The following is a 26,259-nucleotide window of genomic DNA, read 5'->3' as shown; positions in this document are numbered from 1 at the left end:
CCGGCAGCACGGTTGTACTGCAACCACTCATGGGCTTGAGCAGGGGAGATATCTCTGTTGTTCATGGGTCATCGGGGGAGGTGGATGAAGACCTCGATCCCTGCCTCCTTCAGCATGTCCAGCGTGGGTTGGGACATCCCAATCTTGCCCGTTCGGGCACTTGCGTAGAAGTGCCATTCAATTCCGCCAACCCTCTTGACAAGAGTGCTGTCCCGCGCGATTTGCCTAGAAGCGAACCAACCCGAAACGTACCCAACCTTGGACTCGTAGAGAATGCGGTTGATTCCGTCGCCTACTGCTGCATCGTGGAATCGGTAGCCGATGGGGAAGTTGCCGATCGCCTGCGTCACGATTTTTGACTGCTTGTAGTCGGGGATTCCTAGCTCGGTAAGCAAGAACACTTCTCCGGCCCGGCCGCCCGCTAGATAACCCGGATCAGGTCCACCCTTGACGACTCGTACCGCCGAATCCGTGAGGATATTTCGAAGTGTGGTCGGGGAGTTCTTGGTCATGAGTTTGACGATTGCCTCGTCGCTCATGTCGGCTGACTTCAACTTGGAAACGAGTTCACCCTCGAGCTTTTGGGCTTCCTGGACGAATCTCGCGGGGGAGGAGGTGTACCGCTCGAGCAGTTTGTAGGCCTGAGTGACTGTCTTCTCTGCGCTGGCTGCCTCGGAAATGAACCTGTTGACCCGCTTAACGGCCTGGGCAGCGTCTCCACCTGCGGGTATGAGGGCAACTGCACACCATTGGGCCGAGATCCAGTCTCCTTCGTAGGCGTTGGCGAAGATGTCCCGCACGTCGCCATAGATAAGGAGTCCGCTGAAGATACTGCCGACGAGCCAGGGGATGGTGTTGCGCTTGCAGACTTCGAAGTCTCCGCAGAACATCCCGATGGCTGCGTCGTTGGCCCACTGCCATTTGCTGACGCGTTCATCTCGTTCGAGGGCGTCGTATCCATTGCCTTGGTGGGTGTATTCGTAGTCGTCGCTGAAGCCGTCGAAGTCTGAATCTGGGTAGGTCGTGTACGTGCCTAGTTCGGCTTCGAGGCCGTCGTTCAGGCCGTCACCGTCTTGGTCCGCATCGAGCGCGTTTTGTGCGAGTTCAATTTCTTCGGCGTCGCTGAGACCGTCGTGGTCACCGTCGGCGGCCCCGGGGTCAGAGATGACGAAATAGCTTCTACTGGGCTTGTCGGACTGCCACGAGCGACCTAGTTGAGCCTCCGTGAGCGCCGAACCAATCTCGTCACCATCACTAAGTCCGTCCCCATCGGTGTCGGCCTTAGCGGGATCACTGTAGAAGCGTTCTGGCATGCCGGCGCGTGGCTTTTGCATGGCGTCGTTGACGCCGCGGAGCTCGACGTAGTCAGGGATGCCGTCGCCATCGGTGTCCGTGGTGGTGTCACCGTTGTCGGTGTCGATCGTCGTCGAGGCGTTGGCCCAGTTTGTTACCGGCGGGGCGGTGGGGACATGTGAGTAGGTTCCACCGGTTGAAGTAGCGAGGTCACGGAGCCAGATGCTGTCGGCTTCGCCGTCTCCAACGTCAAGGATGTGAACAGGGTCGGTTCGCTTGATGAAGGGGACATATCCCGTGGGGTAGCCGGAGTAGTTGCCAGAGTCATCGGGCGAGCCGGGGTTGAGGTCGGGCTTCATAAGTCCGTCTGTGACCAGCAGGACTACGTGCTGGCGGCAGGACGACTCTGGGCCGTTTTCGACATACGGATTCGTATCAGCGGTTGACCACTGGTCTCCGGCGCCGAGAATGCTCTCTCCACTTACCCATTCGAAAGCGAGGTCGTCAAGATTTGCCTCGTAACCAAGCCCTGTCCAGGCGCCAGCTGTGTCGCCATTCTCGATCTCTTGAAGGGAGTAGAACGCGTTGCTGAGGTCCATGGCGCCGCCCTTGCTGCGCGGGAAATCATCCGGTCTTTGGGGTGCACCAGCCATGAGTTGGAAGGAGTAGCCATAGCCGTGTTCCAGAACGACTGCGTGGGGGCTTTGGAGGAAGACGTTGTCGCCGCCGCGAAGGGATCCCAAGACCTGGTTCGCTGCAGCGAACCGTGCTTTTGTGGGGTCGGCCACGTACATGCTTTGGGTGTCGTCCATGATGAATTGGACGTCGAGAGGGGCTTTCCCGGCGGCCGCCAAATCGCATTGAGCTGCTTGAGAGGCCCAAGCTCCTAGGTCGACGACGGCGTAAGTCTCGCCCGTGTCGGGAGAAAGTATGGAGATGGTGGAGTTCTCAATAGAGAAGGTTGCCGTGTTGTCTACGAAGTCCCACGTCGCGGTTTGGTCGACCCATTTAGCGGCTTGGAAGTTAGCTGGGTCTAAGGACGTAGGAGAACCGGTAAGTGCAAATTGAATCGAGTCCACGCGCGCCGCGGGAAGGACCGCTGCCGTTCTCTGAAGGCTGGTATCGGGGCTTGTCGGGCTCGTGTGGACCGACACGGGGTTGGTAAGACCACCCGGAATCGTCGTAGTCGTCGGCTGCACCATCGACAAACCAACCAAGGAGCTGGCCGGGCCCGAGACAATCGCCTTCGTCTCAGGAACTTGGGTGATCTGACGTGATGCTTCCGGAATCGGCGGGCCCCCCGGGATGACGGGTACGAGCGCCTCACGGGGCGCAGCACTCGAGGGGGGAGTGAGCTCGGCGGTAACAACTGCCTCAGTGTCAGGCGATCCGTCGGAATCCGTGTCGACGGCCAATGGGTTGAGACCGGCTCCAAGTTCAAAGCCATCTTGAAGGCCGTCGGAGTCCGTATCGCCCAAAAGGGGGTCGGTGCCGCGCTCTCTTTCAATCGAGTCGACAAGGGTGTCGGCGTCCGCGTCAGCCAGGCCAGGGTCGGTTCCGGTGGCTGCTTCTTCGGCGTTGCTAAGTCCGTCTTGGTCGGAGTCCTCGTCGGGGTCGAGAACGCCGTCGCCATCGCGGTCGTCCACAGCCCAGCTGACGTCGCTGGGAATCTGAGTGATTTCAATCTTGTCGTTGAGACCATCACCGTCAGTGTCGGCAAGCTCCGGGTTGGAGCCAACCTTTTTTTCGACAACATCGGGAACACCATCAAGGTCGGTGTCGAGCTCGGCTGTCTCTGGAGTGACCGGGGTTGAAGTGGCAGGGGACCCGGGCCCTGCTTGGTTGATGGCGACAATCTCGAATGTGTACTCGACCCCGTTTTCAAGGCCGTCTATCTTCGTGCCGACGGAGTCGTACCCGGACTCGACGATTTGCTTGTTTCCGCCTGGGTAAGTGGTGACTTCGTATTCGCTGATCCAGCTTCCATTCATGTCTGGCGCGTTCCAGGCCAGATAGGCAAAACCGTCACCAGGCTGAACCTGCACATTCGACGGGATACCTGGTGTGCTGAAAACAGAGAAACCCTGTGACTGCTCACTTCCAGCACCGACACCGTTTACAGCAGACACGACTCCGAAGTAATAGACACCAGGCTTAAAACCGGAGGCCGTGGTCGTGAGGTCCGTTGTCTCGAGGTCCGGGAAGTCGAAATCTTGGTCTTCCCAAGACCGAATGTCGAATGCGTAGTGGTCGACGGGGCTGCCGCCGGTTTCGAGAGGCGGGGTCCAGGAGAACGTAGCTTGGTCTTTGACAGAGGCATCAACCTCGAAGGTCTCGACGGCGCCTGAGACGGTGGGTACAACGTCGTATTCGGCGGTGCGGGCAGGACCTTCGCCGGCGCCATTCTGGGTGGCGACCGAGATGGTGTAGTGCCCGACAGGCACGCCCTCAAAAGTGGTTTCAAAGTTGCTGTAGCCGCCGGGAACAAAGGCAGAGTATCCGCCGGGTTCCATTGTCACCTTGGATCCGGAAGTGTCGTAGCTGCCCGAGAAGTCGGGTCGCCAGTTGATGATGACCTTTCCGGGGTTTTGGTAGGCGGAGACGCTCGCCGGCGCAGAGGGGAGGTTGGAGTGCCGGAAGGCTTGAAAGTTCGACCATTCAGACTCGGCGCCAGCTCGGTTCGCGATCGCTCGCCATTGGTACCGGCCTTCTTGCGTCAACCCCGAGGGCACCACACTGGCCGTTCCGTCCGCAGAGACATCAACCTGTTCGTAGAAAACCGTCCGCGGATATCCGTCGTCGCGTTGAACATCAAAAGTGACTTGCGTCTCGTCACCGGGCTTCCACCCAGGGACTGACACAGTCAAGGGTTCGCCGGCACGGAGGAACGCGTCATCTGCAGGTGAAACGGGTGAGGGGGTGCCCGGCGGGAGTTCGATTCTGACGGTCCGCCAGGGAGCCCAGTCGCTCTGCCCGGGTCGTGCTGTGCCGATGGCGCGGAAGCGATAGGTGAAAGAGTCGTGTGCGTCGAGCAGGCCCTCTGGGGTAGCCCATTCGATGTAGGAGATGCCGTTTCCGTAGTCGGCCCCGGGGACCCGCTCCGTGTGGAAGGCAGGGGAGTCACTGTCGTCCGCGAGCTCGAGATCGAAGTCATAGACCTGATGGCCCTCAGCGGGTTCTTCGGGCTCATAGGCCAAAGCCACGATGTATGGCACGGAGGAAAAGGTGTGGAGGACGTCTCCGTCGTCGTACCCGGGAGAAACGGCTGACAGCAACTGTGGGGTAAAAATCTGTTCGGCAGAAGCAGCGTTCGCCGCCGCCTCGGTCGCTACGAGTCCCGTAGTTGCACCAAGTAATCCAGCCAGAGTTGCGGCAACCAGCCGCACAAACCCTCTTTGATGCGTTCTACCGAACATGTGCGGCCTAGAAGGCGCCCCGAGCTTCATAAGTGGAAGCTACTGATTTCCTTAGAACTGTCTGTACTCCCCAGTAAGAGGGTCAGCCACAATTCTCAGAGATCCTCTAGTCACAAACCCTCTTCACATGCCAGGGTCGTAAGCCGATAATGTTGATTATGTCAGCTTTGACTCGACGGGGGTAAAATTTGCAGCCGATGGTCGACTCCGCCCTTCGAGAGGACTTTGCGACTCGTCACTCAACCTTCAACCGGTACTTGAGGATCGTTCACGTGATTGACACACGCCACGGCGTGCCTGACGTTGTCAATGTCGGTGGTACATGGAATCGTCCGTAACAGCCCTAAGTCAGGCAGTTAGGAACGGTCCCATGACTCTCATGGAAGCACCCACATCGAGCGCCGCTCTCGAGAAGATTCTGAACGCGGCGCGACAGAAAATTCAGGTCACTGAGGGTGAGCTCCAAGAGGCCCGCAAGAGGCGCGACGCCATCAGGAAAGCGCTCCGCCAGGAGTTCCCGGGTTCTCGCTCCTATGTCAACGGGAGCATCGCTCACGGCGACGCTCTCACCCCGCTCACCGACGTAGATCTAGGCGCCGTAGTCCCCGACCCCGATCACATCTATGGCCCTGGCAAAAATGGCCCGACTCCTCTTCAAGAGCGGGCAGCCGAAGCCATTCGCGTCGAACTTAAGGCTGACTACGGCGACCTAGCCGTCGAGGTAAAGGGCCGCAAACGTTCCATCCTGGTGCGATTCCGCGACCCAGTCACCCCGACGCATGCAGACTTCACAGCGGACGTAATCGTCGCGATCGACAACCCTGACGGAGCTGGCCTCTTCATCCCCCGTTACAACGGATGGGACCGCTCGCATCCGGAGGCGCACACGTCGATGGTTCTCGCAGCAGTCAAGGACACGGATGTCACGTATGCCCGCGTGGTCCGTCTCCTCAAACATTGGAACCGCAGCAACGACAAACCGCTCTGCTCATGGAACATCAAGGCCCTCGCCCTCGACTGCATCACTCATCGAGTGACGATGCTGGAGGGTCTACAGCTGTGGTTTTCTCACGCCGCCGAACAGCTCGACAGAGGCGAGACAGAGGACCCTGCTGGGGTGGCCCCTCACCCGATCAAGCTGAATGAGGATTGGACCCGCACCGACGTCGTCCGCAAGCTTCGCCAATCGCTCACAGTCCTTGAGTTCGCTCTCCAACTGGCCAATCAGGGCTACGAGGTTCTTGCCCAAGAACAGCTTGCAGACCTCTTCAATGACGAAGACATGCTTCCGCACCCGACGAAATCCGCTGTCCTCAAGGAGCAGGCCGACCGATCGAAAGATCAAGCAAGCAGCACCTTTGGCTCGCCGGCACTCATCACCGGCATCAACTCACCTCGCGAGCGAGTGAATGCCCGATCATGGTCTGCCTGACCGAAGCTCGCTCTCATCCCGAGAGGTGGTTTGGCTCAACCCCCGCTTGGCGCCTGCCGCTAGAACGCGATGCCAAACGGCACTTCGGCCGTGACATCACCATGGCCCAGACGGCGACCACCCTCACCTACCGGCACACGGGCCTGCGGGTAAGCGGGCGTATCTCCCCGGTCCCCGTAACCATCCGCTTCTATGCGCAGCCGCCCTATACCCTCTACGGCCTCTCACCACAGGACTACCCCCGCGTATTTGCCGATCCTGGCGCAGAGTCCAAGCACCGAATGCCCGAGGACGATTCCCTCTGCCTCTTCTACGCCGGAGATCCTGTCGAGCACCGTTGGACGTCCGACAAGGGACTCCTCAGCCTTTTCGACCTCATCGCCGACCATCTCTTCCACGAGGACTACTGGCGAAGCACCGGCGGCTCAAGGAGGGGCATCTGGCTTGGACGCGAAGCCCCCCACGGGTTTGCCGCATGACGACGACGCCGTCTCACACTCCAGATCCTCAATCCGTGGCCTGGGTGCACGGTGCGATCACCGGGGACGGCATTCTCGCCTTCGTGGCAGCACTCCTCGCAGCAGTGGTCGTAATCGGGGGCTATGCGTTCCAAAAATCGCAAGCGCGTAAAGCCGAGCAAGCGCTCGTATACGGGGAAGCGATTCGGGCTGTGCACGACTACCTCGAGGCCCCCTACAAGGTTCTTCGGCGCGACGGTAGCGCAGGGGCACGGATGGCGATAACCAACCACGTCAGCGATGTGCAGTCACGCCTGGCTTACTACAGCACGGTCCTACGCGTCCATGCCCCCGAAGACGTGAGAGACGCGTACCGAGAACTAGTCTCGGCAGCCCGCTCAGAGGCCGGGCCACAAATGACCGCCGCCTGGCGACACCAGCCCACCCGTCGCGACCGAGATGTGCCACTTCTCACGCGACTCGAACAACCCCAGAGTGACTTGGCCCTCGAGAACACAATCCGCACAATGGCGGCCAAGGCTCCTCCGGGCAAATGAAAGACCTCGCACTCTTGCCTTTCCAGTGCTCGCGGTTTTGTACCAAAAACTTGACGACGAGGAGCACCGATAACCGACTTTATATCCCCAGTCCACTCGCGATCAGTCCGACCGCGCGCGAGCCAGGCAGGAAGCAGGGCTAATGATCGCCGTGCCGGATTCGGAGGCGGTTGCGCTCAGTCCTCGTCGGGCGTGAGACCGAGAGTCTGCATGGCTTTGGCCACGTCTTGATCGTTCTCGGAGACGTTCGTCTTCTGGATCTCGCTTAGTAGCTTGCTGGTGGAGGTGTCGTCGGGTTGCTCGAAGACGGTCCAGAGCTCCTGGTCGGCGCCGAAGCGAGAGAGGAATCGGATTCCGTCGAAGAGCGGGACTTCATCGATGGTGGTCATTCGGTACACCCGGGCGCTGATGGCTTGAGTCAGTGGGCGCACATGGGCGTTCTGGAGTGCGGATCCGTCGAAGTCCGCCAGGCCGTGCTCGGCGATGGCGATGTGGGCGAATTCACCCCAGAGGCCGGCGACGGTCTCGGAGTGGGCGATGTCGAGGTAACTCCCGGCGAGAGACGCCCGCGTGAGCAACCGCGCGCCGAACCACTCAGCCGGAACGGTGCCGGCCGGCTGCGTGGGATAGAGAGCCTGATCGGCTTCGTCCGTATCGATCTCCGTCATGGCGGCCACGAGCGAGGGGTCGGGCCGGAAACGGGCAAGGACCTCGAGGAAAGCGCCTTGGGGTTCGGTGGCGGCGTAGGTCGTTCGGTAGGTGTGCGGGTCGGGTGAGTCCCAGCGACCGGGGAAGGTGCCGGTGTCCGCTGAGGCGTACCGCCAGGGCGCCCAGTCCCAGGGGTTCGGCCGGCGCCCCACACGCCACACCGGCGACGGCGCGGAGGTGTGCTGCAGATGGCTCGGGTCGATCATCCGTTCGCGGCGAAGCTCTGCGCGGCGGCCAGGACTTTCGCGTCGTCGCCGTCAGTCTCGCGAATGAAGCGTGCCGGTGCGACGTCGTCGAGCTGCGGGTTCATGCCCTGGAACCAGGCCTGCACCACCCGAGGAGCGTCCTGATCGAGCAGCAGAGCTGCCACCCTGTAAGCGAGGCGGAGGCGTTGCTCCTGCTTGGGCTGCGGGCGCCGACCATCATCCTCTGCCCACTGGCGGACCGCGCGGGTCTCTTTGACGCCGGCAATGTAGGCCACGAGCTGCGCCCCGAGCACATCGCGGAGCGCCCCCACGAGTTCGGGCATGTCCGTCCGAACGGATGCGGTGTACGCCTTGAGCTCGATCGCTGCCATACCCCAACCCTAGTCCGAAGACACCCGCAATCCCACCCCGAATCACAGAATACCGATGACCTGACGCCCTCCATTGCGCACCCTCAGTCCCTCTTGGTCATTGGCCGACGAGCTGCTGGCCAAATCACGGCCTCGTCCCCCACCTCGAAACAACAACTGAATGCACCGGTATACCAGACGCACTATGTGCAAAGATCGGTGTATGCCGATTCCTACAGCCACGACTGAAGCAGGCCCCCGCCGCCTCCTACGCGATGTCGTCTTCGAGAAGATGCTTGCCGCGATCGTCGACGGCACCCTCGAGCCGGGCGAGCGGTTGAACGATGACCAGTTGGTGAAGTGGTTGGGGGTGTCTCGCACCCCGGTGCGGGAAGCGATCGCGCAGCTCCACACTTACGGCCTGGTCGAGATCGAAGCGAACCGCTTCACTCGCGTCTCTGCCCGAGATGACGTCGTCTAAGCCGAGGCCGCGCAGTTCCTCGCCGGCCTTCACACCCTCGCCCGGGAATGGGGCACCAGCAACCTCGACGCCGCCACCCGGAAGACCCTATCGAAGTCGATCGCCACCGCCCGCAAGCAGCTCAAGGCCCACGACCTCGAAGGACCGGGCACGTTGCTCGACGTCCAGGGCGAGCTGGCGAAGGCCTCGGGGAATGCTTTGTTCGTGGGGACGGAAGAGCCGTTGCGGATCCGGGTGAACTTCCTCCGCCCGCGAGAGGCCGACTCTTATGACTGGGATGCCTTGGTGGCTGTGGCGGATGAGCTAGCGGAAGCCATCAAGAGCTAGCAACGACGAACAGTCCACTCCCCGACCTGTCGAGCTGCGGCTAGGTCATGCCTCGGATGGTGGGGTCTTGGCGAGTTGCTGGATGCGGCCGGGGCTGACGCCGAAGGCGGCTGCTGCGGCGTCGAGTTTGTAGCCGTCTGCGCGTGCGGTGCGGACGGCGTCGCGGCGCAGTTGGGCTGCGCGCTGCTGCAGTGCCCGGGCCTGCCCTTCGGCCTCGAGCGCTGCAACCCAGAGCCGTTCCGCCTCTTCGGTGACGTGCACGGTGACGTCGACGTCGACACTGTCCGGTGAAACGCCGAGGTGGAGGGCTGCGACCTCGGCTGCGACGTCGGGGATTTCTCGGACGGTTCGTGCTTGGCCGACGGCGTCGAGTTCGGGTAGCCGCACGAGCCACCACCGCCCATCGCGGGTGGCGGTGGCCTTCAGAGTGCGGGTGCCGGTCACTCCTGCCCCTCGGGGCCCGCGGTTTTGGCCTGAAGCTGGGCCTCGACGGTTTGGGCAAGGACCTGTGCGGTGCGGGCCTGACGTTCCTGACTCTCGGCCCATTCGACGTCGGGGTCGCTGGAGTAGCCGGCCCGAAGGGCGTTGTCGGCTGATGCACGGGCGGCGTCTTGAAGGGCCGTGACAAGGATGCGGCGGGCGTCGGTTTCGGTGAGCTCGAGGGTCACCGTGTTCGTGGCCTGGGTGGGACTGGTGTCGGTCATGGTGGTCTCCTTAGTTCTGGCGGTGGGAGTGTGCGGGCGGTGTGGCTGTGTGGTGGCGGTCTTTCCAGCAGGAGCAGTTGCGGTGGTCGTAGGCGGCTCGGTAGAGGCGGTCAGCTTCGTGGTTCAGTCGATCCGCTTCCCGGGCGAGCCGCTCGAGCTCGCTGGTTCGCATGAGGTACGCCGTGGTGAACCCGGCCTCATAGATGCGCTTCTCCGAGGCGGTCAGCTCCCACTGTTCGACGTCACTGGAAGGGTCGTCGTAGAGGGGTGGCGCGTCAGCATCGGTGGGAGGCGGTACCTCTTCCTCGGCCCACCCAAACTCGTCCATGGCTACGCCTCGACCGCTTCACTCTCGGTCGCTCCCCCGGCGGCCACGCGGTCGATATGGTCGGGGCGGAACCCTCCCCAGTGGTCATGCTCGGACACGACGATGACGGGGGCCGTGAGGTAGCCCAGCTCCTTGACGAATTCGAGGGCATTGGCGCTCTCGGTGACGTCGACCACCTGGTAGTCGAGCCCCTTGGCGTCGAACGCCAGGTCGGTCATGCGGCACTGCATGCAATCGGGCTTGCTGTAGACGGTAATCACGATTCCAACCCCCTCGGTTGCTGTTCGTACTCGAACGTATACCCCCCCCTATTGCTACAAGCACAAGGGGGAATAGTGTTATTTCGCTGCGACTTTTGGTCGGCGGTGGAGTCGTCGATATCGTCGTCTCCCCTCGAGTGCCCCTCGATCCAGGCGGCGGCTGTGGCCTCGGCTGCTCGAAGCATCCCGGCTAGGGCCTCAACCTCGCTACGGGTGAAGCGGGGGCCGACGTCCCCGGCGAGCATCTGGTCGTCGAACACGTCGAGGAACTGAACGACGTCGGGGGCGGTGGTGTCGATGGTCTGGGTCATGGCTTCTTCCCTCTCTCCCCCACTTTTTTGGCCGTGGAGGCGATGGAATCGCCGGCAGGACGAGCGGGCGCAGTGCAACTGGTCGTGGAATACCGGACTGAGCGAAGCGAAGGAGGATATGCCGCGAAAGCCGGTTGCGCGGAGCCCGATCGTCCGTACGCTGCCTCAGGCTCCACGTCCAAAGAAACGGCCCCGGCACGGGGCCTGCACCTGGGCGTCATACTGCTTGGGTGACCAGAAAACAGGCCCAATTCTTTATCGCCTGCGCGCTCGTGACGCTGGTTGCAGGATTAGGAACCGTCCTCGCGTCCGGGCCCACCTTCGGTTGGTTCGTCGTCGCCCTGGGAGCCTTGAACACCGTTCTAGGGGTGTTGCTGCTCAGGAAGTCATCCAAGCCACTGTCCTAGCTTTTGGGGAGCGCGAGGGGCTGGCCCCTCGCCCGGTCGCTCGCGGGCGGCCGGGCACCGCTGGGTCTGGCCGGACGGGTCGAGCTGGTCACGGCCACGCGCACGTGGTCGTGGTCGCACTCCCAGAAGTTCGCCAGGACGTCGGCCGCGATCCGGTCGGCCAGGGCGTCGGTCGAGGCCGACTCGGGAAACGTCACGGTCACGGTGATGGTGTGCACGGGCTCGGGAGAGGCCGGACCGTAACCGGCCCCTCCGTGCTCGTACGACCAGGCGATTGCGACGGCTTCGCGGGTCCGTCTCCGAGCTGGCCGAACACGGCGCGGTGCTCGTCGTCGGTGTGAGCTCGGCGGCGGGTGCAGCTCCACGGGGTGCCGTTGACGTCGACCGTTTCGGCCTCGCACTCGTACCCGATGGGGTCGAGGTCGGCGGCGGGCGCTGCGGCGTCGAGCTGCTGGGGGTCGAGGTCCTGGGGGCGGCTATAGGTGATGAGCACGGCGGTTCTCCTGCGGGGTGATGGGGCTCTGGTAGCGGCATGGCCGCCGGGGTGGGGGCCGCGGCTCTAGCCGCGGCCCCGGCCGGTGTCAGGCGGCGTCGGCCTCGTCGGTGTCCTCGTCCTCGGGGTCGAGAATCGCCGCGATCTGGTGGGCGGTGGCGAGCACGCGGGCGGCGGTTGAACGGATCAACTCGGCGTCGGCGTCTGCCCATCCGGCGACGTATCCGACGCTGTAGGCGCTGGTGTCGAACCCGACGAGCCCGGCGACGACGTCGCTGCGCCTCCCGACGACCTCGACCGAGGGCCCGCTCGTCGTCTCGCTCGACGAGGCACGGTTTCCCGTGTCCCTCACCTTCCTGGCCGAGAACGCCTGGTCCATCCGCGAGGCCATCGGGTCCGAGCACGTCGCTCATGGCGATCTGCGCTACTCGCGAGGCCGGTTCGCGATCATGACCGCTGCTGGCGAACAGACCTACGGCCCGTCATGGCAGGCCGCCATCACCGCACACCTCCACACGAGGTAGTTACAAAGCGCCCGGTGGACGACCGTCTAAAGGAACGGGTCGGGCTCTCGCTTCGAGAACCCGACCCGTTGACTGCGCTGATGGCGCGGACTGCCTATTTGCCCAGCAGATTGACTTGGTAGTCAGCCTTGGTCGGCGTCGCCACCTGAACTTTCTGATCTGATGTCCGCGTCGAGTTGTCGACGAAGAGATTGCCTCCGACCTTGTCCAAGCCCGCGATTTCATCGATGGCAGCCGACGACGAGGCCGTTCCCAGCACGAACTGCTGTCCAACACCGTTGGTTTCCGTACGAACGGTCATGGCCTGCGTGGCAAGTTGAGCCGTGGGAACGGACGCGGCGGTCGCGATGCCCGCGGACGTGAGGGTGATCAGGTACGTGTTTGCGCCCTTCACGACCGTCCATGCATCTGTGCCACCTGTGGCCCCTTGGTAAGAAGCGGTTTTCAGATCCAGCCCATAGGGCGTAGCGACGGTCGCGACGCCAACGCTCGACAGGAGACGGGCAGTGGACGGTGACGTTTCTTTGGCCTGAGCCGTGGTGGCTGTGGGCCCAACGACAGAAGGTCGGCCAACGTTGAGAGCCTGTCCGGCCAGGTATTCCTTAAAGGTGCAGGTTGAGTCGTGAACGAACTTGACCTTGCCGGGGGTGAAGTTGGTGGCGCCGCCAACGGAGATGTCATTGGCCCACGCGTTGGTGGTGGAGACGCCGTGCCAGACGTAAAGGTGATACGTCCCGCCGAGGCCTGAGGCGGCCTGCGGAAGGTATGCGCGTTGGCCGTTGCGCGACTGCGACAGCGAAGCCCCGCTTTCCGTGTAGGTGCTGCAGGAGACGGAGCTGGCGTTGCGCCAGGTCACTACTGCAGCGTTCGCCGGCACTGTCGGTATGACGATGAGTGCCGCCGCTACTGCTACTGCGGCGCCCCGGGCAAACCATTGCTTCTTCATCAAAGTCCCCTTGGTTGATGGTGCGACCCACTGCCGCCCCCACACCGGAAAAAGTAGGGCCGGTGCAACGAAAAAACGTCATCTTTGCGGCCTATTTGCTTCATCGACAGATGGGTCTACTGTTCGAGGAATCAATGCTCTGCAAGCTCTAGCTTCAGGAGGCACCAAATGTTCCAAGAGCACATGTGGTTGGCCCAAGCCGATTCACAAGCGGTCAACCCTGCCGAAACAGTCAACGGTGGGGACCACCGGGGAGACCGACCTGGGGAGGAAAAGGCCCCTGTTCGTCACCCGTCGCTGTGGCAGCGTTTTGTTGGTGGTTTCCCCTGGCACCAGAAAGAGCAGCAGCGCAATTCGTGAGCCGAGGTCGTCGTCCCTCGCGACGCTCTCGTAGTTGTTACTGAACGCCGACCGGACGCCGCCGCTCAATCGATCTCGCGTGTCCGAAACGCTTGCAAGTTGAGGTCTCACGGTAATTTGTCCAAATGCCCGCGCCCGCTGACTTTTGGTCATCCCTATTCACACTGCCGACGCTCGTTGTTGCGGTGGTCGTCGCCCTGTTGACGTTCGGGCTGAACCGGCTCGGTAACCGGCTTGACACAAAATCACGAGACGGGCAGACCAAGCCATCCCGCCGGAATGCGAGGCGTGGCCGCCGGTTCCTAGGTCAGCTGGCGAAGCGTGACCCGAGCTACCAAGGACCGCAGCGATCGACCCTCTCCTTCAACTCATCGCTAGACGTATACGAGGTCGAAAACCACGGTCCGGACGCCGTCCACGACCTGCGAATCGACTTCTACGATGCCTCGAAGACTCAGCAATCTGGGCTGAACCCCGCTATCCGCTTCGGGCTGTACCCAGTGGGCGTTCCTCTGGCGATGCCGCTGGGAGCGAGCAGCCGCATAAGCGGATTCGGCATGGCCATTCGCTGGGACGACCAGTACGGCACCGACCAGTTCGACAAGATCCTGATTAAGGACGCGCAACGGATCTGACGGCCCGACATGTGCCCTCACGCGCCGCGATAACCTCCGCGCATGACCAATACGAATGCTGTGCGGCTTCGGTACGACCACGACCGAAAGCTGCTGACGGTCGTTGCACCTACGGATGCCGGCGAGGATTTAGACAAGGTCCTGCGCGCCGAGGGGTTTAGAGCTTCGCGGCTCATTCAGGAGTCGGCCGACCCGATGACGTACGTGACTCTGTTTCTTGCCCTTCCGGGCGCAGTGAATGAACTCATGCGCCTGGCGCAGACCTTTGTCGGGAACCGGTCGAGCCACCCCGAGACGTACATTCGGGCCAAGACCCCCGAGGGCGGAGAGGTAGAGGCTCACAACTACGACGCCGCCGAAGTCGTCCAGATCCTCGAAGCACTTCGAGGGCCGAGCCAAAAGGACTGATTTTGACACGCCCGAAAATACTGTCTCGATAGACCTGTCCGGAACTGGTTCCGGTGAGCGGGGGCCGTGTGAGACTGCCCGGCATGACGGGAATGCTCATCGGCTATGCACGCGTCTCCACGGCGCACCAGGACGTCACAGCGCAGCGCGCGGCGCTCCACGCCCTCGGGGTCGCCCCAGAGCGCGTGTACGTCGATCAAGGGCTGTCAGGGGCCACCCGGAAGCGTCCGGGCCTGACGACAGCCCTTGCGGCTTGTCGGCCTGGTGACACGCTCGTCGTCACCAAGCTTGACCGGCTCGCCCGCTCGCTGCCGGACGCCCGAGACATCTCGGCCGAGTTGGTCGCGCGCGAGGTCGCCCTGAGCCTCGGCGGCACTGTGCACGACCCGGCCGACCCCGTGGGGCGACTACTCTTCAACGTCCTCGGGATGGTCGCTGAGTTCGAGCGCGACCTGCTCCGAGCCCGCACACGCGAGGGAATGGCGATCGCGCGCGACAAGGGCCGGCTGAACGGCCGGCCGCCGAAGCTCACGCCGGCACAGGAACGTCACCTAGCCGACGTCCACGCGGCCGGCACCCACACGGTTGCGGAGCTAGCCGGCCTTTTCGACGTCGGCCGAGCGACCGTCTACCGGGCTCTCGATCGTGCTCGGGCCAGGTTGTAGCAGTCCTCCAAGACGGAACATCGGCCCCACGACGGCCGTCGTGGGAACCCGGGACGGATCGGCAGATTCGTTGTCGAGCAGCGTTAAGCGAGCAGCTGCTCGAGCGAGCTGCAGGCAGCGGCCGCCGGCGCCGAAACGGCCGCACTGTTGTGGACTTCTTCAGTGCGGCCGTAGGGCGTGAAGCGGGTCAGGCGGCGGTGGTCACCGCATTCGCGAAGACGACAGCGAGGATCGTGAACACGGCCACGACAGCACCGGCGATGATCGCCAGCGTCCGCAACACGGTGGGCCTGTCAGCCTTCACGACGTACGCCTCGACCACGACGAGCACGATCGTCAAGACGGCAGCGCCGATCGCGACGCCCACGAACGTGAACGCAAATGACGCCAGCGTGTCCTTGAGTTCCTGAGTCCTAGCTAGTTTCCCTTTTCCTTTGTTGCGCGGCCGTGACGGGCAGTCCCGTCGTCGTAATCGCGGTCGTAGCCGGCGCTGTACTGCGCGCGCAGCTGCCTTTGAATCCCGGCGACCAGCTGGTCGCGCTGCTTGATCGCGGCGTCGCGGCGAATCTTTTGAGCGACAGCGAGCCCGATTCCCCCGGCTACGGCAAGCGCTATGACGCCGAGCAGCACCACGGAGGCGTCACCGCTCGCGGTCAGCGTTAACGGCCCCACTGCAAGCAGCACCGCCATGGCGACGAGGACGAGCACCATAGCGAAGGATCTTGGCTGACGCATCTCCCGAGACCCGTATTCCCATGCCGGCAAACGGTACAACTGACCGCCGACACGGATGACCAGCATTGCTGGTCGGGCCGTGGGTGTTCTCCGAAAACCCTCCCGCCGGACTCAATGGAGCCCGACGGCTCGCGTCACTTGGTCTAGGACCAAATTAAGCGAAGGACGTTAACAACTAGGTTGAGTGACTGCAAGCAGATCACGACGACTGTCGCTTTACGGCCGAGCGGTTTCGGATAGTTCTTCACCGTGGCACCTCCCTTCTGTAAATCGTTTGAAACCCGGAAATTTCCCACGGCTTTGGACCTGCAAGTCCATCCGTGGGTGATCGCCCAGGTAACACACGGTGCCTGACGGCTCCGCCCTCGCGTAGATACGCGAATAGATTCATTTGGAGAGGTGCTGAAAACCTCTATCGGCAGACACCGCCTGTCGGTTAGCGAGTATCCCCATTGGGACTTCATGTCGCCTCGCGTCCACCTTGCGTCGTTCGGCACCAGACCACCCGTCGCTGCAGCCCCTTGAAAGACAAGGCCGCACGTAGGTTCCTTGTATGGAGTTCTGGTCTGAGTTTGTCCCGCAATTACTTGCCACCGTCGTCGGTGCAACGATCGGAATCGTCGGTGTGATCATCGCCTTCCGGCTCGAGCGGAGCGCTGCTGTCGTGGAGGGGTTCGAGATGAGCATCGAACGGCTCCTGGAGCGCATCGACCAACTCGCCTCCGACACCGACGCCTGGCAAAAGTCCTTCGACATGACGAACTGGGCCCGTGGCGACCGGCCAATACCTCACCCCCACGTCGGACGGGTGTCGATCGCGATCGAGATGGTCAAACTCCGCGCTACTGAGCGCGACCACAAATCAATCCAGCAGATTTCCCGCGCTTGGGACGGCATTGCGCAGGCCCATGGTGAGCAACTCGTGCAAGCCTGCGGCGTCCTCGCGGGTGCGGTAGTGAAGTGGCGCTCAAGTGCGCCCGCAGCAGACTTCGAAAGCGCGCTTCGTGTCGCGGTCACCGCAGCATCCGCGGTACCTGACTCACCAGCAGACGGGCAGGCGTGAAAAAGAGCTGCTCGCGTCGCGGCCACCGATCGCCAACTGGACGTGCAAAGAGTCAGGAGCTGGTGACATTCACGACGGTGCGGCGTCCTACCGAGCTCGTGTGAGGTGCCCACCAGCTGCGCGCCCCACTCGAACCTGGAAGATCGGGCCATCAGTGATCATCTGACGCACACTGTTCGACTTAGCCTGTCTGCGTGAATGATTCGTTCGGCGCGAAGGTCATAGTCCCGTACTCACGCGACGCACTGTGGATCGGCTTCGAGGTCTGGCGGTCGGTGATCGGGGAGCGCTTTAAAGCAGCGGGCGGTCAGGGAAAGCAGACCCGGATAACGATGTACTGGGACGACGGCGGTCACTCTACCCGCCGTCTCGCAACCGAACTGCGCGACTTCGCGCGGCAGGAACACCTCAACCCATCGATGATGGAATCCACGATCTATAACGCGGACATCCTTAAAGCCACGCTGGAAGCAACCGTAACAGCGAGTTTCTGGGGACAGCCCAAGATCGAGATGAGCATCCACGGCCATGTCCGTCAAGATGTTGTGGGTCTTGAAGCTCTTCTTCGCCAGGAGGTCGAAACGGAGATGCGCGAGGAGAGAGACCGCGTGCACGATCATGCCATCACGATCCACAAAAGGGTCCTCGCTGAGGAAGCGGAGCATAAACGCGCGAAGAGTTCTCGGGTCACACCGGTACTCACCACACTCCCGTCACAACCCCAACCAGAGAGGAACGTTGTTCGCAACTGGGTTGTTGGAGCAGTGGGCACAGTAGGGCTGGGGCTGATTGTTGCCTACCTAACGCACGCCTTCGGCTGGACCAGGTAGACCGCTGAGGTCATCCGCCGGGCCAAGCGGGCCGTCCGATAGACAATCGGCTATCGGACATTCGACCCGAATTTGCTCTTCAGGGCGCCTAGTCGAGAAGTACGACGAATCCCGGACCGAGCTCAGCTTGCAGGTCTCGAACCAACCGAGCCGCCCACCGGTAGTGGCTAGGAGACTGACGCATCTCGTGGGCGTGCCACCACTCGGTCCAGTCGTAGAGCTGCTGCGTCAGCCGTGCAGAAAGCCCGTACTCCTCTGGCGAGTAGGTAGTTCGCGCCTCGTCATTGAGCAGAATATTCTCGCGAAGCGGCCACGACTGACCCTCGAAGAGGACGAGGGACACCTCTCGTTGCATAAGACCCAGTGTGCCGGACGCCGATCGTTCACTGGACGACCGCCAGCTTCAACCACTACCCGGAGCTAAGCCGATCCCGACGTCTGAGACAAGGCTCGGGAAGTGCGGACTGGGACTGGCAGTCAACCCGAGGAAATGTCGCTTGCGGCCTGTATTGTCCGACCACTACCCACCGACAGACAGGTAACCCCATGACTTCACCCGACCTCAGCACTGTCCGCAGGCTCCTCTCCGGGATCACCCTTGCGGAGAATGACTTCCCTGCCGGCGACGCCGTGGTCACCCAGATCGGAAGCTTCGCCACCGTGGCCCGCTCTCTCGACACGTCCTCGGAGCCGTGGCTAGCGGAATGGTTGGACGCCGAGCACTACAAGGCCGGCGTGCTCTACGCGGCAGGCAAGGTCAACTGGAACCACGAACAGCAGGGCAAGGGATCCGCTGCGGATACCCGCATGCGCGCCACGATCGTGCAGCGATTCAATGCTTGGGTGGCCCAGACGCAGGATCGTCTCGCGGCCTACGAGCAGGAGCCGACTGTGGAGACGGTTCGATCGTGGCTGGCGGAACTTGCGCGTTTCAAAAGCGACCCTGTTCGAAACGTCTGACATGGAATTGCTTCATGCGGGCATTGGGGCCCTCATCGCAGCAACCGGTATGGCCTTCATCGGACTCGTGGCAGCTAAGGCGGCAGCCGGCCTATGGGTTGTGACTACCCTCGTTGGGCGTGCGCTCTACTGGGTGACGATTGGCTGGTGGGTTAGCCGAATCAAGCGCGTTGTCATGGGTTACTGAGGCGTCCCAACTAGATGAGTCCCATTAGGCCCCTCGGCATCGCTGGGGAGCCTCGGTGCCTCCCACCATTCGACCCTTTTCGTGCGCAGGTCGACGGAGTTATCCTCACGCGTGCGAACACGTCGACTCTTAGCTTTCTCGGCCCTCTTCTTGGCCACCAGCGCACCCGACGCCGCATTCGACGCGAACACCGGTAGCGTCCAGCTCGCGTTCGCCGGCAAGACGACCCCCAAGGCGACCCCGGCAACAATCGTCCTCGACCCCAAGGGGCGCGTGAGTGCTCGAGTCTTGGGGTCCGTCGACCCATCGATCCTGCGCGCACTCGTCAAGACCGCGGCCGCTACGCCCGAACCGTCGCCCGGCGGCTGACGCGGCTGGGGGGCTGCTAGCTTTCGACCGTGACAACCGCCTCGGTATGGCCTGGCCAAGCAAACGAGCCGCGCGACGCCCCACGGGCCGCCAGCCCTTTTGCTCTGGCTTCGAGCATCGTGACCCTCGTGGCCCTTGTCTCCTACGTCGCTCTCTACATCACGATGTGGGCCCCGGTCGCTCTCTGGGACAACGAAGGCTGGCTGTTCTTGTACCCGATCTTCCTCGCGGCCTGGGTGCCCGTCGGCATCCTCTCCGCCGCATCCCTCGGCCTCTCGATCGTCAGTTCGGTACGACACGAAGTACGGCGATCTCTGGCAGTCGTGAGCCTCGCCATGGCGGCGCTACTACTCACTGCGTCGCTGCCTGCCCTCTGGTTCGGGCCTGGCCCCCTCTAGACACCGCAGGTCGACCTGCGGCGCGCAGAACCCAAGACCCGAGCCCGCACGCGCGCTCATTGGTGTCTCGTTAGACGATCCCCTATCGGGCACCTGCCTCGAACTGTTCGGCCAGAGCACACCCGTGCTTGTTGTGAAGGCGTGGAGCCACTTAGCTAGCCCCGTGCCCTACGTCGCGTCCCCCAACGAATCGCCGGATCGGCCTCGATGAGTGTCACGGAGAAGCACTCCCACTGGGGCGAAGCATTCACGGCCGTCGCGAGTCCCTGGACCGGTCGTGACGCCCGCCAGTTGAAGCGGCGCCACACCGAAACCGTGTGGTTGAACTCATCACACGGGTTTCAAGAAACCACGCTCGAACTCGTCCGGGACTTGCCTCCGACCGTGACGAGCGTCGCCATAGTCGCCCGCTGGATCGAGGACCTCACACCTCTCTACGACCTCGGTCAACGCTTGACGTCTCTGCAACTCCTCGTCGCACCCGGAGCGAGTATCGACCTGAGCCGCTTTCCTGCCCTGACGTCGCTCTCGGCTGACTGGCCCACAGTCGAGGAATCACTACTCACCGCAACGGGACTCGAAGACCTTTACCTCGGATGCTTCACGGAAAAGGACCTGACGTCCCTGTCTCTGCTCAAGAACGTGAGCCGCTTACGGATGAAGGACCGGCCCAGCGTGGCCTCGCTCGAGGGCCTCGATGCGCTCGTGTCGCTGCGGTCGCTCACCATCACGGGAGGCAGGAACCTTGCCGACATCACCGGGCTCGAGGGCCCCGTCGGTGCACAACTAGAGGCCATCGATCTGGACAGCTGCCGCCGAATCCAGGATCTGAAGCCACTGGCCCACTGTCGCTCCCTGAGAACACTCGGCCTGGGGAACATCGGTGATGTACCCAGTGCCAGCCCCTTGGCCGGCTTGAAGGAACTCCGCGGACTGTTCCTCCACGAATCGACACGATTCATCGACGGCGATCTCAGCGCCATCGACGACCTGCACCACCTGAACACACTCGGGCTAATGAACCGTCGTCACTACCACCCAAACGTGCAGCATCTCCAAGCGAATATCCGCCGAACCCAGAGCTGACGTCGACTAGCCCCTGATAGGACCGCATGACGATCCCTCAACGGGCATAGGCGGGACCAGATCCACGAGCTCGCCAAAGCTGTTGCGCAGACCAGGTGCGGATGGTGAAGTGACTCATGACGTTCTTCCCCGAAGTCACGCCTCCCGACGACGACTCACCAGAGCACTACGTGGCTCCCGAATGGGCTGCGCCCCCCGTCGACTGGCTCCCAAGTCGGATCGGCGTGTCGACGGTCCTGGCCACGACCAACGACATCGCCGTCACAGTCACCGGGCTCTCGGTCCACGCCACAGGCCTACAGATCGACGTCCAGTGGTTGCTCCGCAACCGTCACCAAAACCGCCGAGACTGGTCCACCCTCATGGACAGGTTCGGAGGCGGACGCTGGGGCAACGGGGCAGTCGATCCCGCTCGCAGCATCCGTTTCGGCGTCGTCCTCGACGACGGAACGAAAGTCGTCGCTGACGTCGGCGACGCATTCCACGACGATCCCGCCAAGGCTCCGACAGGACCCCTGCTGACCCTCACCGAACAGGGCGGGTCGGGCGACGACTCCTACTTCACGACCTCGGCGCGGCTGTGGCTATGGCCCATCCCCCCGGACGGCCGGCTCGAGCTCGTCTTGAGCTGGCCCGAATTCGACGTCTCCGAGGCGCGGCACACGTTCGACGATCACGCCTACTCAGCCGCAGCTCGCCAGGCTCGACCCATCTGGAGCAACGAGGGCAACTAGCGCACACCGGCCAACGATCCCCTATCGGGCGGATTGCCCGGCTGCCTGACGGGCGAGGCTGACGCTACTCGTGGCTATCGGAAGCTCTTCCGCGGCGCCGCTTCACGAAAGCCCATAGGAGCTGGCCTCCGTAAAAACCAATCATCATCAAGCCCACCACGGTGCCGGCGGAAGCGTTCGAGTTCGTCGTCGCTTCGATGACGGCACGTCCTATGAGCATGACTAGGCCGACGCCAACGCCAATCAGACCAACAAACGGATACGGGTTCACCATGTCCAGTACACGCCAACGGCTCACCCCTGAAGTATGCCTATGCTCCGAGGGCGGCTACCACCTGCGGTCGACGACCGCCCGGTCCACGATCCCTTATCGGCCCTCTCAAGGCAGGAGTGTCGAGGATCGAGAGGCCATCACCAGAAAGACGCCGGGAACCGTTGCTGCAGGCGCCGGAGGATGCGAAAAGTGGACTCGTCATCCAAGCCCGTGACCGTCTGCCACAAGGAGCCGGCTCCGACGATGGCCGAGGCGAACACGATCTCAGTTGCCAAGAGGATGCGTCGCCAATCCTCCGGAGGCAGCGCAGCCTTCGCCTTCAGCGCAGCCGACAACCTCTCCTCCTCCTCGAAAAAACCAGCCGTGCTGGTGAACCCCATAGCGACGGCCATCGCATCCGTGAGATCAGCAGGGCCTCCCCATTGCCCGAGGCCTTGCCATAGCAACGTTCGCTCGTCATCGCTCAGCTCGAAGTGGACAGGCTCGGAGGCCGAGCCCTCATCAAACGCGTTCACGACTGCTCCCCCCGTTGAATCGCCCGGTAGACCGTCGAGCGGGCGACGCCGAATAGCTCCGCGATCTCGCTCGTCGTGTGGGCGCCTGTGCGATGCAGCTGCATCAGGTGCTTCTCCTGCGAGGAAGTCAGCTTCGGCTTACGGCCACGGAGCTTGCCGGCGGCCTTGGCGATCGCCATGCCCTCACGAGTCCGGGCACGGATCAGGTCAGCCTCGAACTCGGCCACCATGCCAAGCACGTTGAACAGCAGCCGGCCCACGGGGTCGGTGGGGTCGTAGACCGCTCCCCCGAGGTTCAGGGCGACGCCCTTCTCTGTGAGCTCGTCCGCGATCGCTGTTGCATCGCGCAGTGAGCGGGCGAGGCGGTCGAGCTTGGTCACGACGAGAACGTCGCCGGCACGGCACGCCGCCAGCGCCTCACGGAGGCCTGGCCGAGCTCGAGTCGTCCCGGACAAGCCGTGATCAACATGCACGTGTTGATCGTCAACACCAAGTGCTGCAAGACCGTCACGCTGTGCTGCGAGATCCTGCCCCGAGGTCGAGACGCGGGCGTATCCGATGAGCATCCGACGACTGTAGCGTTTAAACCCCCATCACCGGGCTTTTTCTCGGGACAGGCATACGGGAATCCGCAGGCGAGACGCCACTTGGTCTCGGGCGTCCGAAACGGGCCCGAGTAGGTGTCCCGATGAACGACCGCGTAACGGGCGCCCGCAGAGCGGCTTCCCTAAGAATGTCAGGGACCTCGCCCGCAGCGGCATGTGCTGACGCAGCCAGCTCAAGGGGTCTTCAGAGCTGCCACGAGTTGGCGGCCTGTCGTCGCCCTGCCGCAAACGCTGATGCCTGGTCCGATTTGTGCGCCCCTGCCACTCCGATAAGCCACCGCCTGGTGGTGTTCTAAATCACGTCTTGATGTCCTGTTTGAGGAATCCTCTTACAATGTGGCCCATGAGGAGATTTACGGCGGGGGTCGCCGTGGCGGCGGTTGCGCTGCTGCTGACCGGGTGTGCCGGGATTAGCAGCGAGATGGGCGGGCCACCGGCCCCGACCGGCACCGCGACGAACGGAACCGGGGTGCCGGACCGGCAAGCCGTCCTCGACGAGCTCGGTGCGCCCCCTACCTCGGGGCCGCCGGACCCAGCCCGCCTCGCCGAACTGCGGCAGAAGGCCACCGACCAGCGTTGGGACCAGGTGACAAAGCAATTCCCCGACGCGGTCCGACCCGAGGTCGCCCTGGTCCACGAGATCGAGGGCGGCGACCTCGACCCGCTCATCGCGTGCCTCCGCGAGGCCGGCCTGCCCGTGGTCGACGACGTCGGGAGAGGTAAGGACGGCTCGACCTCGCAGGGCTATTCGTTCGAGATGCCCGACGGCGGGCCGCAGCGCGAGCAGGCCGAACTCGCCAGCTACCGCTGCAACGTCATGTACCCGAGCCCCGTCGCTGAGACGCTCACGGTCGGGCAAGCGGCGTGGTTGTACGACTACCAGACCATGTTCCAGCTGCCGTGCTTCGAGGCGCTCGGCGCCCCGTCAACCGAGCCGAGCATGACTCGCGAGGAGTTCGCGTCGACCTGGCCCCACCAGGGCTGGTTCCCGAGCGCTGGATCAGCATCCAGTCAAGGGCTGACGGACGCCGAAGCGGAACGAGTCGACAAGACCTGCCCCGCGCCCGACTCGGATACTTTCGGCTAAGGATGCCGTAGCAGCTAGAGGCAACGCATATTCGAGGCGGCACATCCGGCCACAGAAGATTCGTCCAGCAACTTGCTCCAACAAGTACTAGGAAAGCAGTTGCTCAAATGTCGATTCGCGTAAAGCCCCTTCTCATTGGTTTGGTGAAAATCCTCATTGCAAGCCTCAGTGTTGGCCTGACTGCCATAGGCGTTCTAGGCGGCAATCGAGCACACCCAGGTATGTACATCGGGGCCGAGAAGCGAGATGACTACCGACCCTAATGAGGCGGAGCAGCTTGGCATTGCTGGTTTATCGACTGGTCCATTCGCCCTGAGATGGCTTAGAGGGAGCCCGTAGCCTGCGCTACGAGCTCCCTCTCGCTTCGGCGATCGTTCATCGGACGTTCTGCGGCTGCGACCACTCCCCCGGACCTCCGGGCGTATTGCTGTCTCAGATAGGCCGTCCGAAATAGGTTCCAGTGACGGCACCCTCTGTGAGACTGAAGACCACCGGGACCCTCGTCGGCTACGCCCGCGTCTCCATCGACACCCAGGACCTCACCGCGCAGCGGGACGCCGCCTGCGCGCTGGGAGTGCCGCCGGAACCGATCTACAGCGACCGCGGCCTGACAGGGACTAATAGGGAGCAGCCGGGGCTCCGAGAGGCTCTGGCGGCCTGCCGGCAGGGCGACACCCTGGGCCTGACGAAGCTCGTTCGCCTCGCGCGATCGCTGCGAGACGCAACCGACATCGCTGAAGAGCTGACGCGCCGGCAGGTGCGGCTGACCCTCGGAGGGTCGGTCTACGACCCGACCAACCCCGTCGGGCGATTGCTCTTTGTCGTCCTGGGGATGGTGGCCGAGTTCGAGTCCGACCTGATCCGAGCGCGCACGCGCGAGGGCATGGCCACGGCGAAGGTGCGGGGGAAGCTCAAAGGGCGAAAGCCCAAGCTCTCTCCCGCGCAAGAGCGGCACATGGTGGCGATCCACCGCGCCGGTGACCACACGGTCGCCGAACTGGTGGAACTGCTCGGCGTGGGGCGGGCGACGGTCTACCGGGCGCTCGAGCGGCACCCGGCCGCGGTCGCTTCAGCCGTGACACTCCCCCGCGCCGACGCCTGATCTCACAGCCGTGTTCCATGAACGAGGGCCGGCGAGGCCGTACTGTGCTGGCCATGACCTCGCTGGCTGAAAGTGCCTATATCTACCGTGACCTCCCGGTCGGATCGACCAGCGGGGTCGGTGCATGGCTCTTGACTCTCGCACCGGAAACCGGCGAGTCCACCACTGTCATCTTGCCGACCCGCGATCTCCACCACGACCCCGTCCCAGAAGCAGACGAGCGCCTGAGAGACGAGGGTTACCGGGCCGTCGAGTGGCGCTCGAGCGGCGCAGAGCGCTGGGTCACGGACCTTGAAGGACTGGGCGGCCAGTAGCTTAAATCCGTAATTACTGAACTACGGACGATCTAGTCGTCGAGCTGCGCGCGGACGCGGCGGGCGATGGCCCCTTGCAGCTCGTCGTTTTCCAGCAGCTCTGCAACGAGGGCACGGGTAACGTGCACGTGCGCGACAAGCACTCGGCCCTGAGCCTCTGCGAGGCCTGCGGCGTAGTCGATGAGGCCTCGGTAGACCTGGGGAGACAGGTCGGCGGTGATGCGTACGGGCTTGGCTCGAACGACGTTCGGCCGGGGTGCTGGCGTCGCCTCGGCGGCGGGCGCTCCTGGCTGGTTCTGCTCGGGCGTCGTCGGCGCGGCTCCTTGCGTCGCGCGGGCGGCTCGTGCTCGCAGCTCTTCCGCTTTGGTCATCGTCCTGCTCCCAGCGTCTCGTCGGCGGCGTCGGCGTACTTGCCGAGTTCGGTGACCGGGCCGGACCCCCGCGCGCGCGGGAGGGTCTCGGCGAGTTCCTGGGGCCTCAGGACGCGAGCCGCGCCGGCGCGAGCCGCGCGGGCGCGAGCCGCGCGGTCAGCGGTCGAAGAGGTTGCCGAGGCCGGGGATCTGGAAGCCCTCGCCGAGGTTGCCGAGCTGGTCACCCAGCCCACCCACCTGCTCGCCGAGTCCGCCGACCTGCTCGCCGAGTCCGCCGAGGTACTCCTCGCCGCCCGCGGTCAGGCCGTCCAGCCCCTCGAAGCCGAAGCCGTTGGTCAGCTGGTCGAAGTCGATGCCCGA

The 26,259-nt window shown here is 63.3% G+C and carries 33 protein-coding genes and 1 pseudogene; 17 read left to right on the top strand and 17 right to left on the bottom strand.

Annotation, left to right across the window (positions count from 1 at the left end; all coding sequences use genetic code 11):
- Positions 1 to 68 precede the first annotated feature (68 nt).
- On the bottom strand, positions 69 to 4,679 hold the full coding sequence (locus tag IFT36_RS07000) for a fibronectin type III domain-containing protein (protein WP_200412745.1): 4,611 nt from the start codon (positions 4,677 to 4,679) through the stop codon (positions 69 to 71).
- Between the two features lie 400 nt (positions 4,680 to 5,079).
- On the opposite strand from IFT36_RS07000, the gene IFT36_RS06995 reads away from it, so the two are divergent.
- Together IFT36_RS06995 and IFT36_RS06990 are read left to right on the top strand one after the other, a co-directional pair.
- The gene (locus IFT36_RS06995) at positions 5,080 to 6,141 is read left to right on the top strand and encodes a nucleotidyltransferase domain-containing protein (protein WP_249408509.1); all 1,062 of its coding nucleotides are present in this window, start codon (positions 5,080 to 5,082) and stop codon (positions 6,139 to 6,141) included.
- Positions 6,129 to 6,620 (top strand): hypothetical protein, encoded by a 492-nt coding sequence (locus IFT36_RS06990; protein ID WP_200412744.1) that lies wholly within the window; start codon positions 6,129 to 6,131, stop codon positions 6,618 to 6,620. Before IFT36_RS06995 ends, IFT36_RS06990 begins: the two co-directional genes overlap by 13 nt.
- A 712-nt stretch (positions 6,621 to 7,332) precedes the next feature.
- Here IFT36_RS06990 and IFT36_RS06985 read toward each other — a convergent pair.
- Together IFT36_RS06985 and IFT36_RS06980 are read right to left on the bottom strand one after the other, a co-directional pair.
- Positions 7,333 to 8,070 carry an RES family NAD+ phosphorylase gene (locus tag IFT36_RS06985; protein WP_200412743.1) on the bottom strand — a complete coding sequence of 246 codons (738 nt, stop codon included), beginning with the start codon at positions 8,068 to 8,070 and terminating at the stop codon, positions 7,333 to 7,335.
- Positions 8,067 to 8,441, bottom strand: a complete 375-nt coding sequence (locus IFT36_RS06980) for a hypothetical protein (RefSeq protein WP_200412742.1) — start codon at positions 8,439 to 8,441, stop codon at positions 8,067 to 8,069. The genes IFT36_RS06985 and IFT36_RS06980 overlap by 4 nt, the downstream gene beginning before the upstream one ends.
- Before the next feature lie 202 nt (positions 8,442 to 8,643).
- Here IFT36_RS06980 and IFT36_RS06975 point away from each other — a divergent pair, with 202 nt between their 5' ends.
- Positions 8,644 to 8,901: a GntR family transcriptional regulator gene (locus tag IFT36_RS06975; RefSeq protein WP_200412741.1), complete on the top strand. Its 258-nt coding sequence runs from the start codon at positions 8,644 to 8,646 to the stop codon at positions 8,899 to 8,901.
- Between the two features lie 372 nt (positions 8,902 to 9,273).
- Here the strand turns inward: IFT36_RS06975 and IFT36_RS06970 are convergent, their stop codons facing one another.
- From IFT36_RS06970 to IFT36_RS06940, 7 genes are all read right to left on the bottom strand, one after another.
- A complete protein-coding gene (locus IFT36_RS06970) occupies positions 9,274 to 9,672 on the bottom strand; it encodes a hypothetical protein (protein ID WP_200412740.1) in 399 nt (132 codons plus the stop codon).
- The gene (locus IFT36_RS06965) at positions 9,669 to 9,932 is read right to left on the bottom strand and encodes a hypothetical protein (protein WP_200412739.1); all 264 of its coding nucleotides are present in this window, start codon (positions 9,930 to 9,932) and stop codon (positions 9,669 to 9,671) included. Before IFT36_RS06965 ends, IFT36_RS06970 begins: the two co-directional genes overlap by 4 nt.
- Before the next feature lie 10 nt (positions 9,933 to 9,942).
- Positions 9,943 to 10,260 (bottom strand): hypothetical protein, encoded by a 318-nt coding sequence (locus IFT36_RS06960; RefSeq protein WP_200412738.1) that lies wholly within the window; start codon positions 10,258 to 10,260, stop codon positions 9,943 to 9,945.
- A 2-nt stretch (positions 10,261 to 10,262) separates the two neighbouring features.
- Positions 10,263 to 10,523, bottom strand: coding sequence for a glutaredoxin-like protein NrdH (gene nrdH, locus IFT36_RS06955; RefSeq protein WP_200412756.1), 261 nt, complete (start codon positions 10,521 to 10,523; stop codon positions 10,263 to 10,265).
- Entirely contained in the window at positions 10,517 to 10,831 is a 315-nt protein-coding gene (locus IFT36_RS06950; protein ID WP_200412737.1) for a hypothetical protein, read from the bottom strand. Before IFT36_RS06950 ends, nrdH begins: the two co-directional genes overlap by 7 nt.
- Positions 10,832 to 11,234: 403 nt before the next feature.
- On the bottom strand, positions 11,235 to 11,441 hold the full coding sequence (locus tag IFT36_RS06945) for a hypothetical protein (RefSeq protein ID WP_200412736.1): 207 nt from the start codon (positions 11,439 to 11,441) through the stop codon (positions 11,235 to 11,237).
- Between the two features lie 378 nt (positions 11,442 to 11,819).
- On the bottom strand, positions 11,820 to 12,083 hold the full coding sequence (locus IFT36_RS06940) for a hypothetical protein (protein WP_249408508.1): 264 nt from the start codon (positions 12,081 to 12,083) through the stop codon (positions 11,820 to 11,822).
- Between IFT36_RS06940 and IFT36_RS06935 the strand changes: the two genes are divergently transcribed.
- The gene (locus tag IFT36_RS06935; RefSeq protein WP_200412735.1) at positions 12,073 to 12,255 is read left to right on the top strand and encodes a hypothetical protein; all 183 of its coding nucleotides are present in this window, start codon (positions 12,073 to 12,075) and stop codon (positions 12,253 to 12,255) included. The genes IFT36_RS06940 and IFT36_RS06935 overlap by 11 nt on opposite strands.
- A 94-nt stretch (positions 12,256 to 12,349) precedes the next feature.
- On the opposite strand, the gene IFT36_RS06930 is transcribed toward IFT36_RS06935, so the two are convergent.
- Positions 12,350 to 13,201: a hypothetical protein gene (locus tag IFT36_RS06930; RefSeq protein ID WP_200412734.1), complete on the bottom strand. Its 852-nt coding sequence runs from the start codon at positions 13,199 to 13,201 to the stop codon at positions 12,350 to 12,352.
- Between the two features lie 485 nt (positions 13,202 to 13,686).
- Between IFT36_RS06930 and IFT36_RS06925 the strand changes: the two genes are divergently transcribed.
- From IFT36_RS06925 to IFT36_RS06915, 3 genes are all read left to right on the top strand, one after another.
- The gene (locus IFT36_RS06925) at positions 13,687 to 14,196 is read left to right on the top strand and encodes a hypothetical protein (protein WP_200412733.1); all 510 of its coding nucleotides are present in this window, start codon (positions 13,687 to 13,689) and stop codon (positions 14,194 to 14,196) included.
- A gap of 42 nt (positions 14,197 to 14,238) precedes the next feature.
- Entirely contained in the window at positions 14,239 to 14,604 is a 366-nt protein-coding gene (locus IFT36_RS06920; protein ID WP_200412732.1) for a hypothetical protein, read from the top strand.
- An 83-nt stretch (positions 14,605 to 14,687) separates the two neighbouring features.
- Positions 14,688 to 15,269, top strand: coding sequence for a recombinase family protein (locus IFT36_RS06915; protein ID WP_200412731.1), 582 nt, complete (start codon positions 14,688 to 14,690; stop codon positions 15,267 to 15,269).
- Positions 15,270 to 15,456: 187 nt separating this feature from the next.
- On the opposite strand, the gene IFT36_RS06910 is transcribed toward IFT36_RS06915, so the two are convergent.
- Together IFT36_RS06910 and IFT36_RS06905 are read right to left on the bottom strand one after the other, a co-directional pair.
- The gene (locus IFT36_RS06910) at positions 15,457 to 15,636 is read right to left on the bottom strand and encodes a hypothetical protein (RefSeq protein ID WP_200412730.1); all 180 of its coding nucleotides are present in this window, start codon (positions 15,634 to 15,636) and stop codon (positions 15,457 to 15,459) included.
- A gap of 50 nt (positions 15,637 to 15,686) precedes the next feature.
- The gene (locus IFT36_RS06905) at positions 15,687 to 15,980 is read right to left on the bottom strand and encodes a hypothetical protein (protein ID WP_200412729.1); all 294 of its coding nucleotides are present in this window, start codon (positions 15,978 to 15,980) and stop codon (positions 15,687 to 15,689) included.
- Positions 15,981 to 16,557: 577 nt separating this feature from the next.
- Here IFT36_RS06905 and IFT36_RS06900 point away from each other — a divergent pair.
- The 7 genes from IFT36_RS06900 to IFT36_RS06870 all read left to right on the top strand — a co-directional run bounded on the left by IFT36_RS06900 (position 16,558) and on the right by IFT36_RS06870 (position 21,631).
- Complete coding sequence (locus IFT36_RS06900) at positions 16,558 to 17,067, top strand: hypothetical protein (protein ID WP_200412728.1); 510 nt, start codon at positions 16,558 to 16,560, stop codon at positions 17,065 to 17,067.
- A 194-nt stretch (positions 17,068 to 17,261) separates the two neighbouring features.
- A complete protein-coding gene (locus IFT36_RS06895; protein WP_200412727.1) occupies positions 17,262 to 17,897 on the top strand; it encodes a hypothetical protein in 636 nt (211 codons plus the stop codon).
- Positions 17,898 to 18,443: 546 nt separating this feature from the next.
- On the top strand, positions 18,444 to 18,857 hold the full coding sequence (locus tag IFT36_RS06890) for a hypothetical protein (protein WP_200412726.1): 414 nt from the start codon (positions 18,444 to 18,446) through the stop codon (positions 18,855 to 18,857).
- Positions 18,858 to 19,155: 298 nt separating this feature from the next.
- Complete coding sequence (locus IFT36_RS06885; RefSeq protein WP_200412725.1) at positions 19,156 to 19,413, top strand: TlpA family protein disulfide reductase; 258 nt, start codon at positions 19,156 to 19,158, stop codon at positions 19,411 to 19,413.
- 128 nt (positions 19,414 to 19,541) lie between these two features.
- Complete coding sequence (locus tag IFT36_RS06880; RefSeq protein WP_200412724.1) at positions 19,542 to 19,811, top strand: hypothetical protein; 270 nt, start codon at positions 19,542 to 19,544, stop codon at positions 19,809 to 19,811.
- A 207-nt stretch (positions 19,812 to 20,018) separates the two neighbouring features.
- Positions 20,019 to 20,897, top strand: a complete 879-nt coding sequence (locus tag IFT36_RS06875; protein WP_200412723.1) for a leucine-rich repeat domain-containing protein — start codon at positions 20,019 to 20,021, stop codon at positions 20,895 to 20,897.
- A gap of 116 nt (positions 20,898 to 21,013) precedes the next feature.
- On the top strand, positions 21,014 to 21,631 hold the full coding sequence (locus IFT36_RS06870) for a hypothetical protein (RefSeq protein WP_200412722.1): 618 nt from the start codon (positions 21,014 to 21,016) through the stop codon (positions 21,629 to 21,631).
- Positions 21,632 to 22,042: 411 nt separating this feature from the next.
- On the opposite strand, the gene IFT36_RS06865 is transcribed toward IFT36_RS06870, so the two are convergent.
- Positions 22,043 to 22,420, bottom strand: coding sequence for a hypothetical protein (locus tag IFT36_RS06865; protein WP_123571998.1), 378 nt, complete (start codon positions 22,418 to 22,420; stop codon positions 22,043 to 22,045).
- Positions 22,417 to 22,986, bottom strand: a complete 570-nt coding sequence (locus IFT36_RS06860) for a recombinase family protein (RefSeq protein WP_200412721.1) — start codon at positions 22,984 to 22,986, stop codon at positions 22,417 to 22,419. The genes IFT36_RS06865 and IFT36_RS06860 overlap by 4 nt, the downstream gene beginning before the upstream one ends.
- 382 nt (positions 22,987 to 23,368) lie before the next feature.
- On the opposite strand from IFT36_RS06860, the gene IFT36_RS06855 reads away from it, so the two are divergent.
- From IFT36_RS06855 to IFT36_RS06845, 3 genes are all read left to right on the top strand, one after another.
- Entirely contained in the window at positions 23,369 to 24,112 is a 744-nt protein-coding gene (locus IFT36_RS06855; protein WP_200412720.1) for a beta/alpha barrel domain-containing protein, read from the top strand.
- Between the two features lie 475 nt (positions 24,113 to 24,587).
- Positions 24,588 to 25,214 carry a recombinase family protein gene (locus tag IFT36_RS06850; protein ID WP_307785048.1) on the top strand — a complete coding sequence of 209 codons (627 nt, stop codon included), beginning with the start codon at positions 24,588 to 24,590 and terminating at the stop codon, positions 25,212 to 25,214.
- Between the two features lie 53 nt (positions 25,215 to 25,267).
- Positions 25,268 to 25,528, top strand: a complete 261-nt coding sequence (locus IFT36_RS06845; RefSeq protein WP_200412719.1) for a class I SAM-dependent methyltransferase — start codon at positions 25,268 to 25,270, stop codon at positions 25,526 to 25,528.
- Positions 25,529 to 25,560: 32 nt separating this feature from the next.
- Here the strand turns inward: IFT36_RS06845 and IFT36_RS06840 are convergent, their stop codons facing one another.
- Complete coding sequence (locus IFT36_RS06840; protein WP_200412718.1) at positions 25,561 to 25,899, bottom strand: DUF2274 domain-containing protein; 339 nt, start codon at positions 25,897 to 25,899, stop codon at positions 25,561 to 25,563.
- 156 nt (positions 25,900 to 26,055) lie between these two features.
- Positions 26,056 to 26,259: pseudogene (locus IFT36_RS06835) on the bottom strand (hypothetical protein); the annotation flags it as partial.

This window comes from Frigoribacterium sp. CFBP 13605, assembly GCF_014839405.1.
Lineage (GTDB): Bacteria > Actinomycetota > Actinomycetes > Actinomycetales > Microbacteriaceae > Frigoribacterium.
The sequence above is the reverse complement of the archived record's forward strand: the minus strand, read 5'-3'. Positions and strand labels throughout refer to the sequence as shown.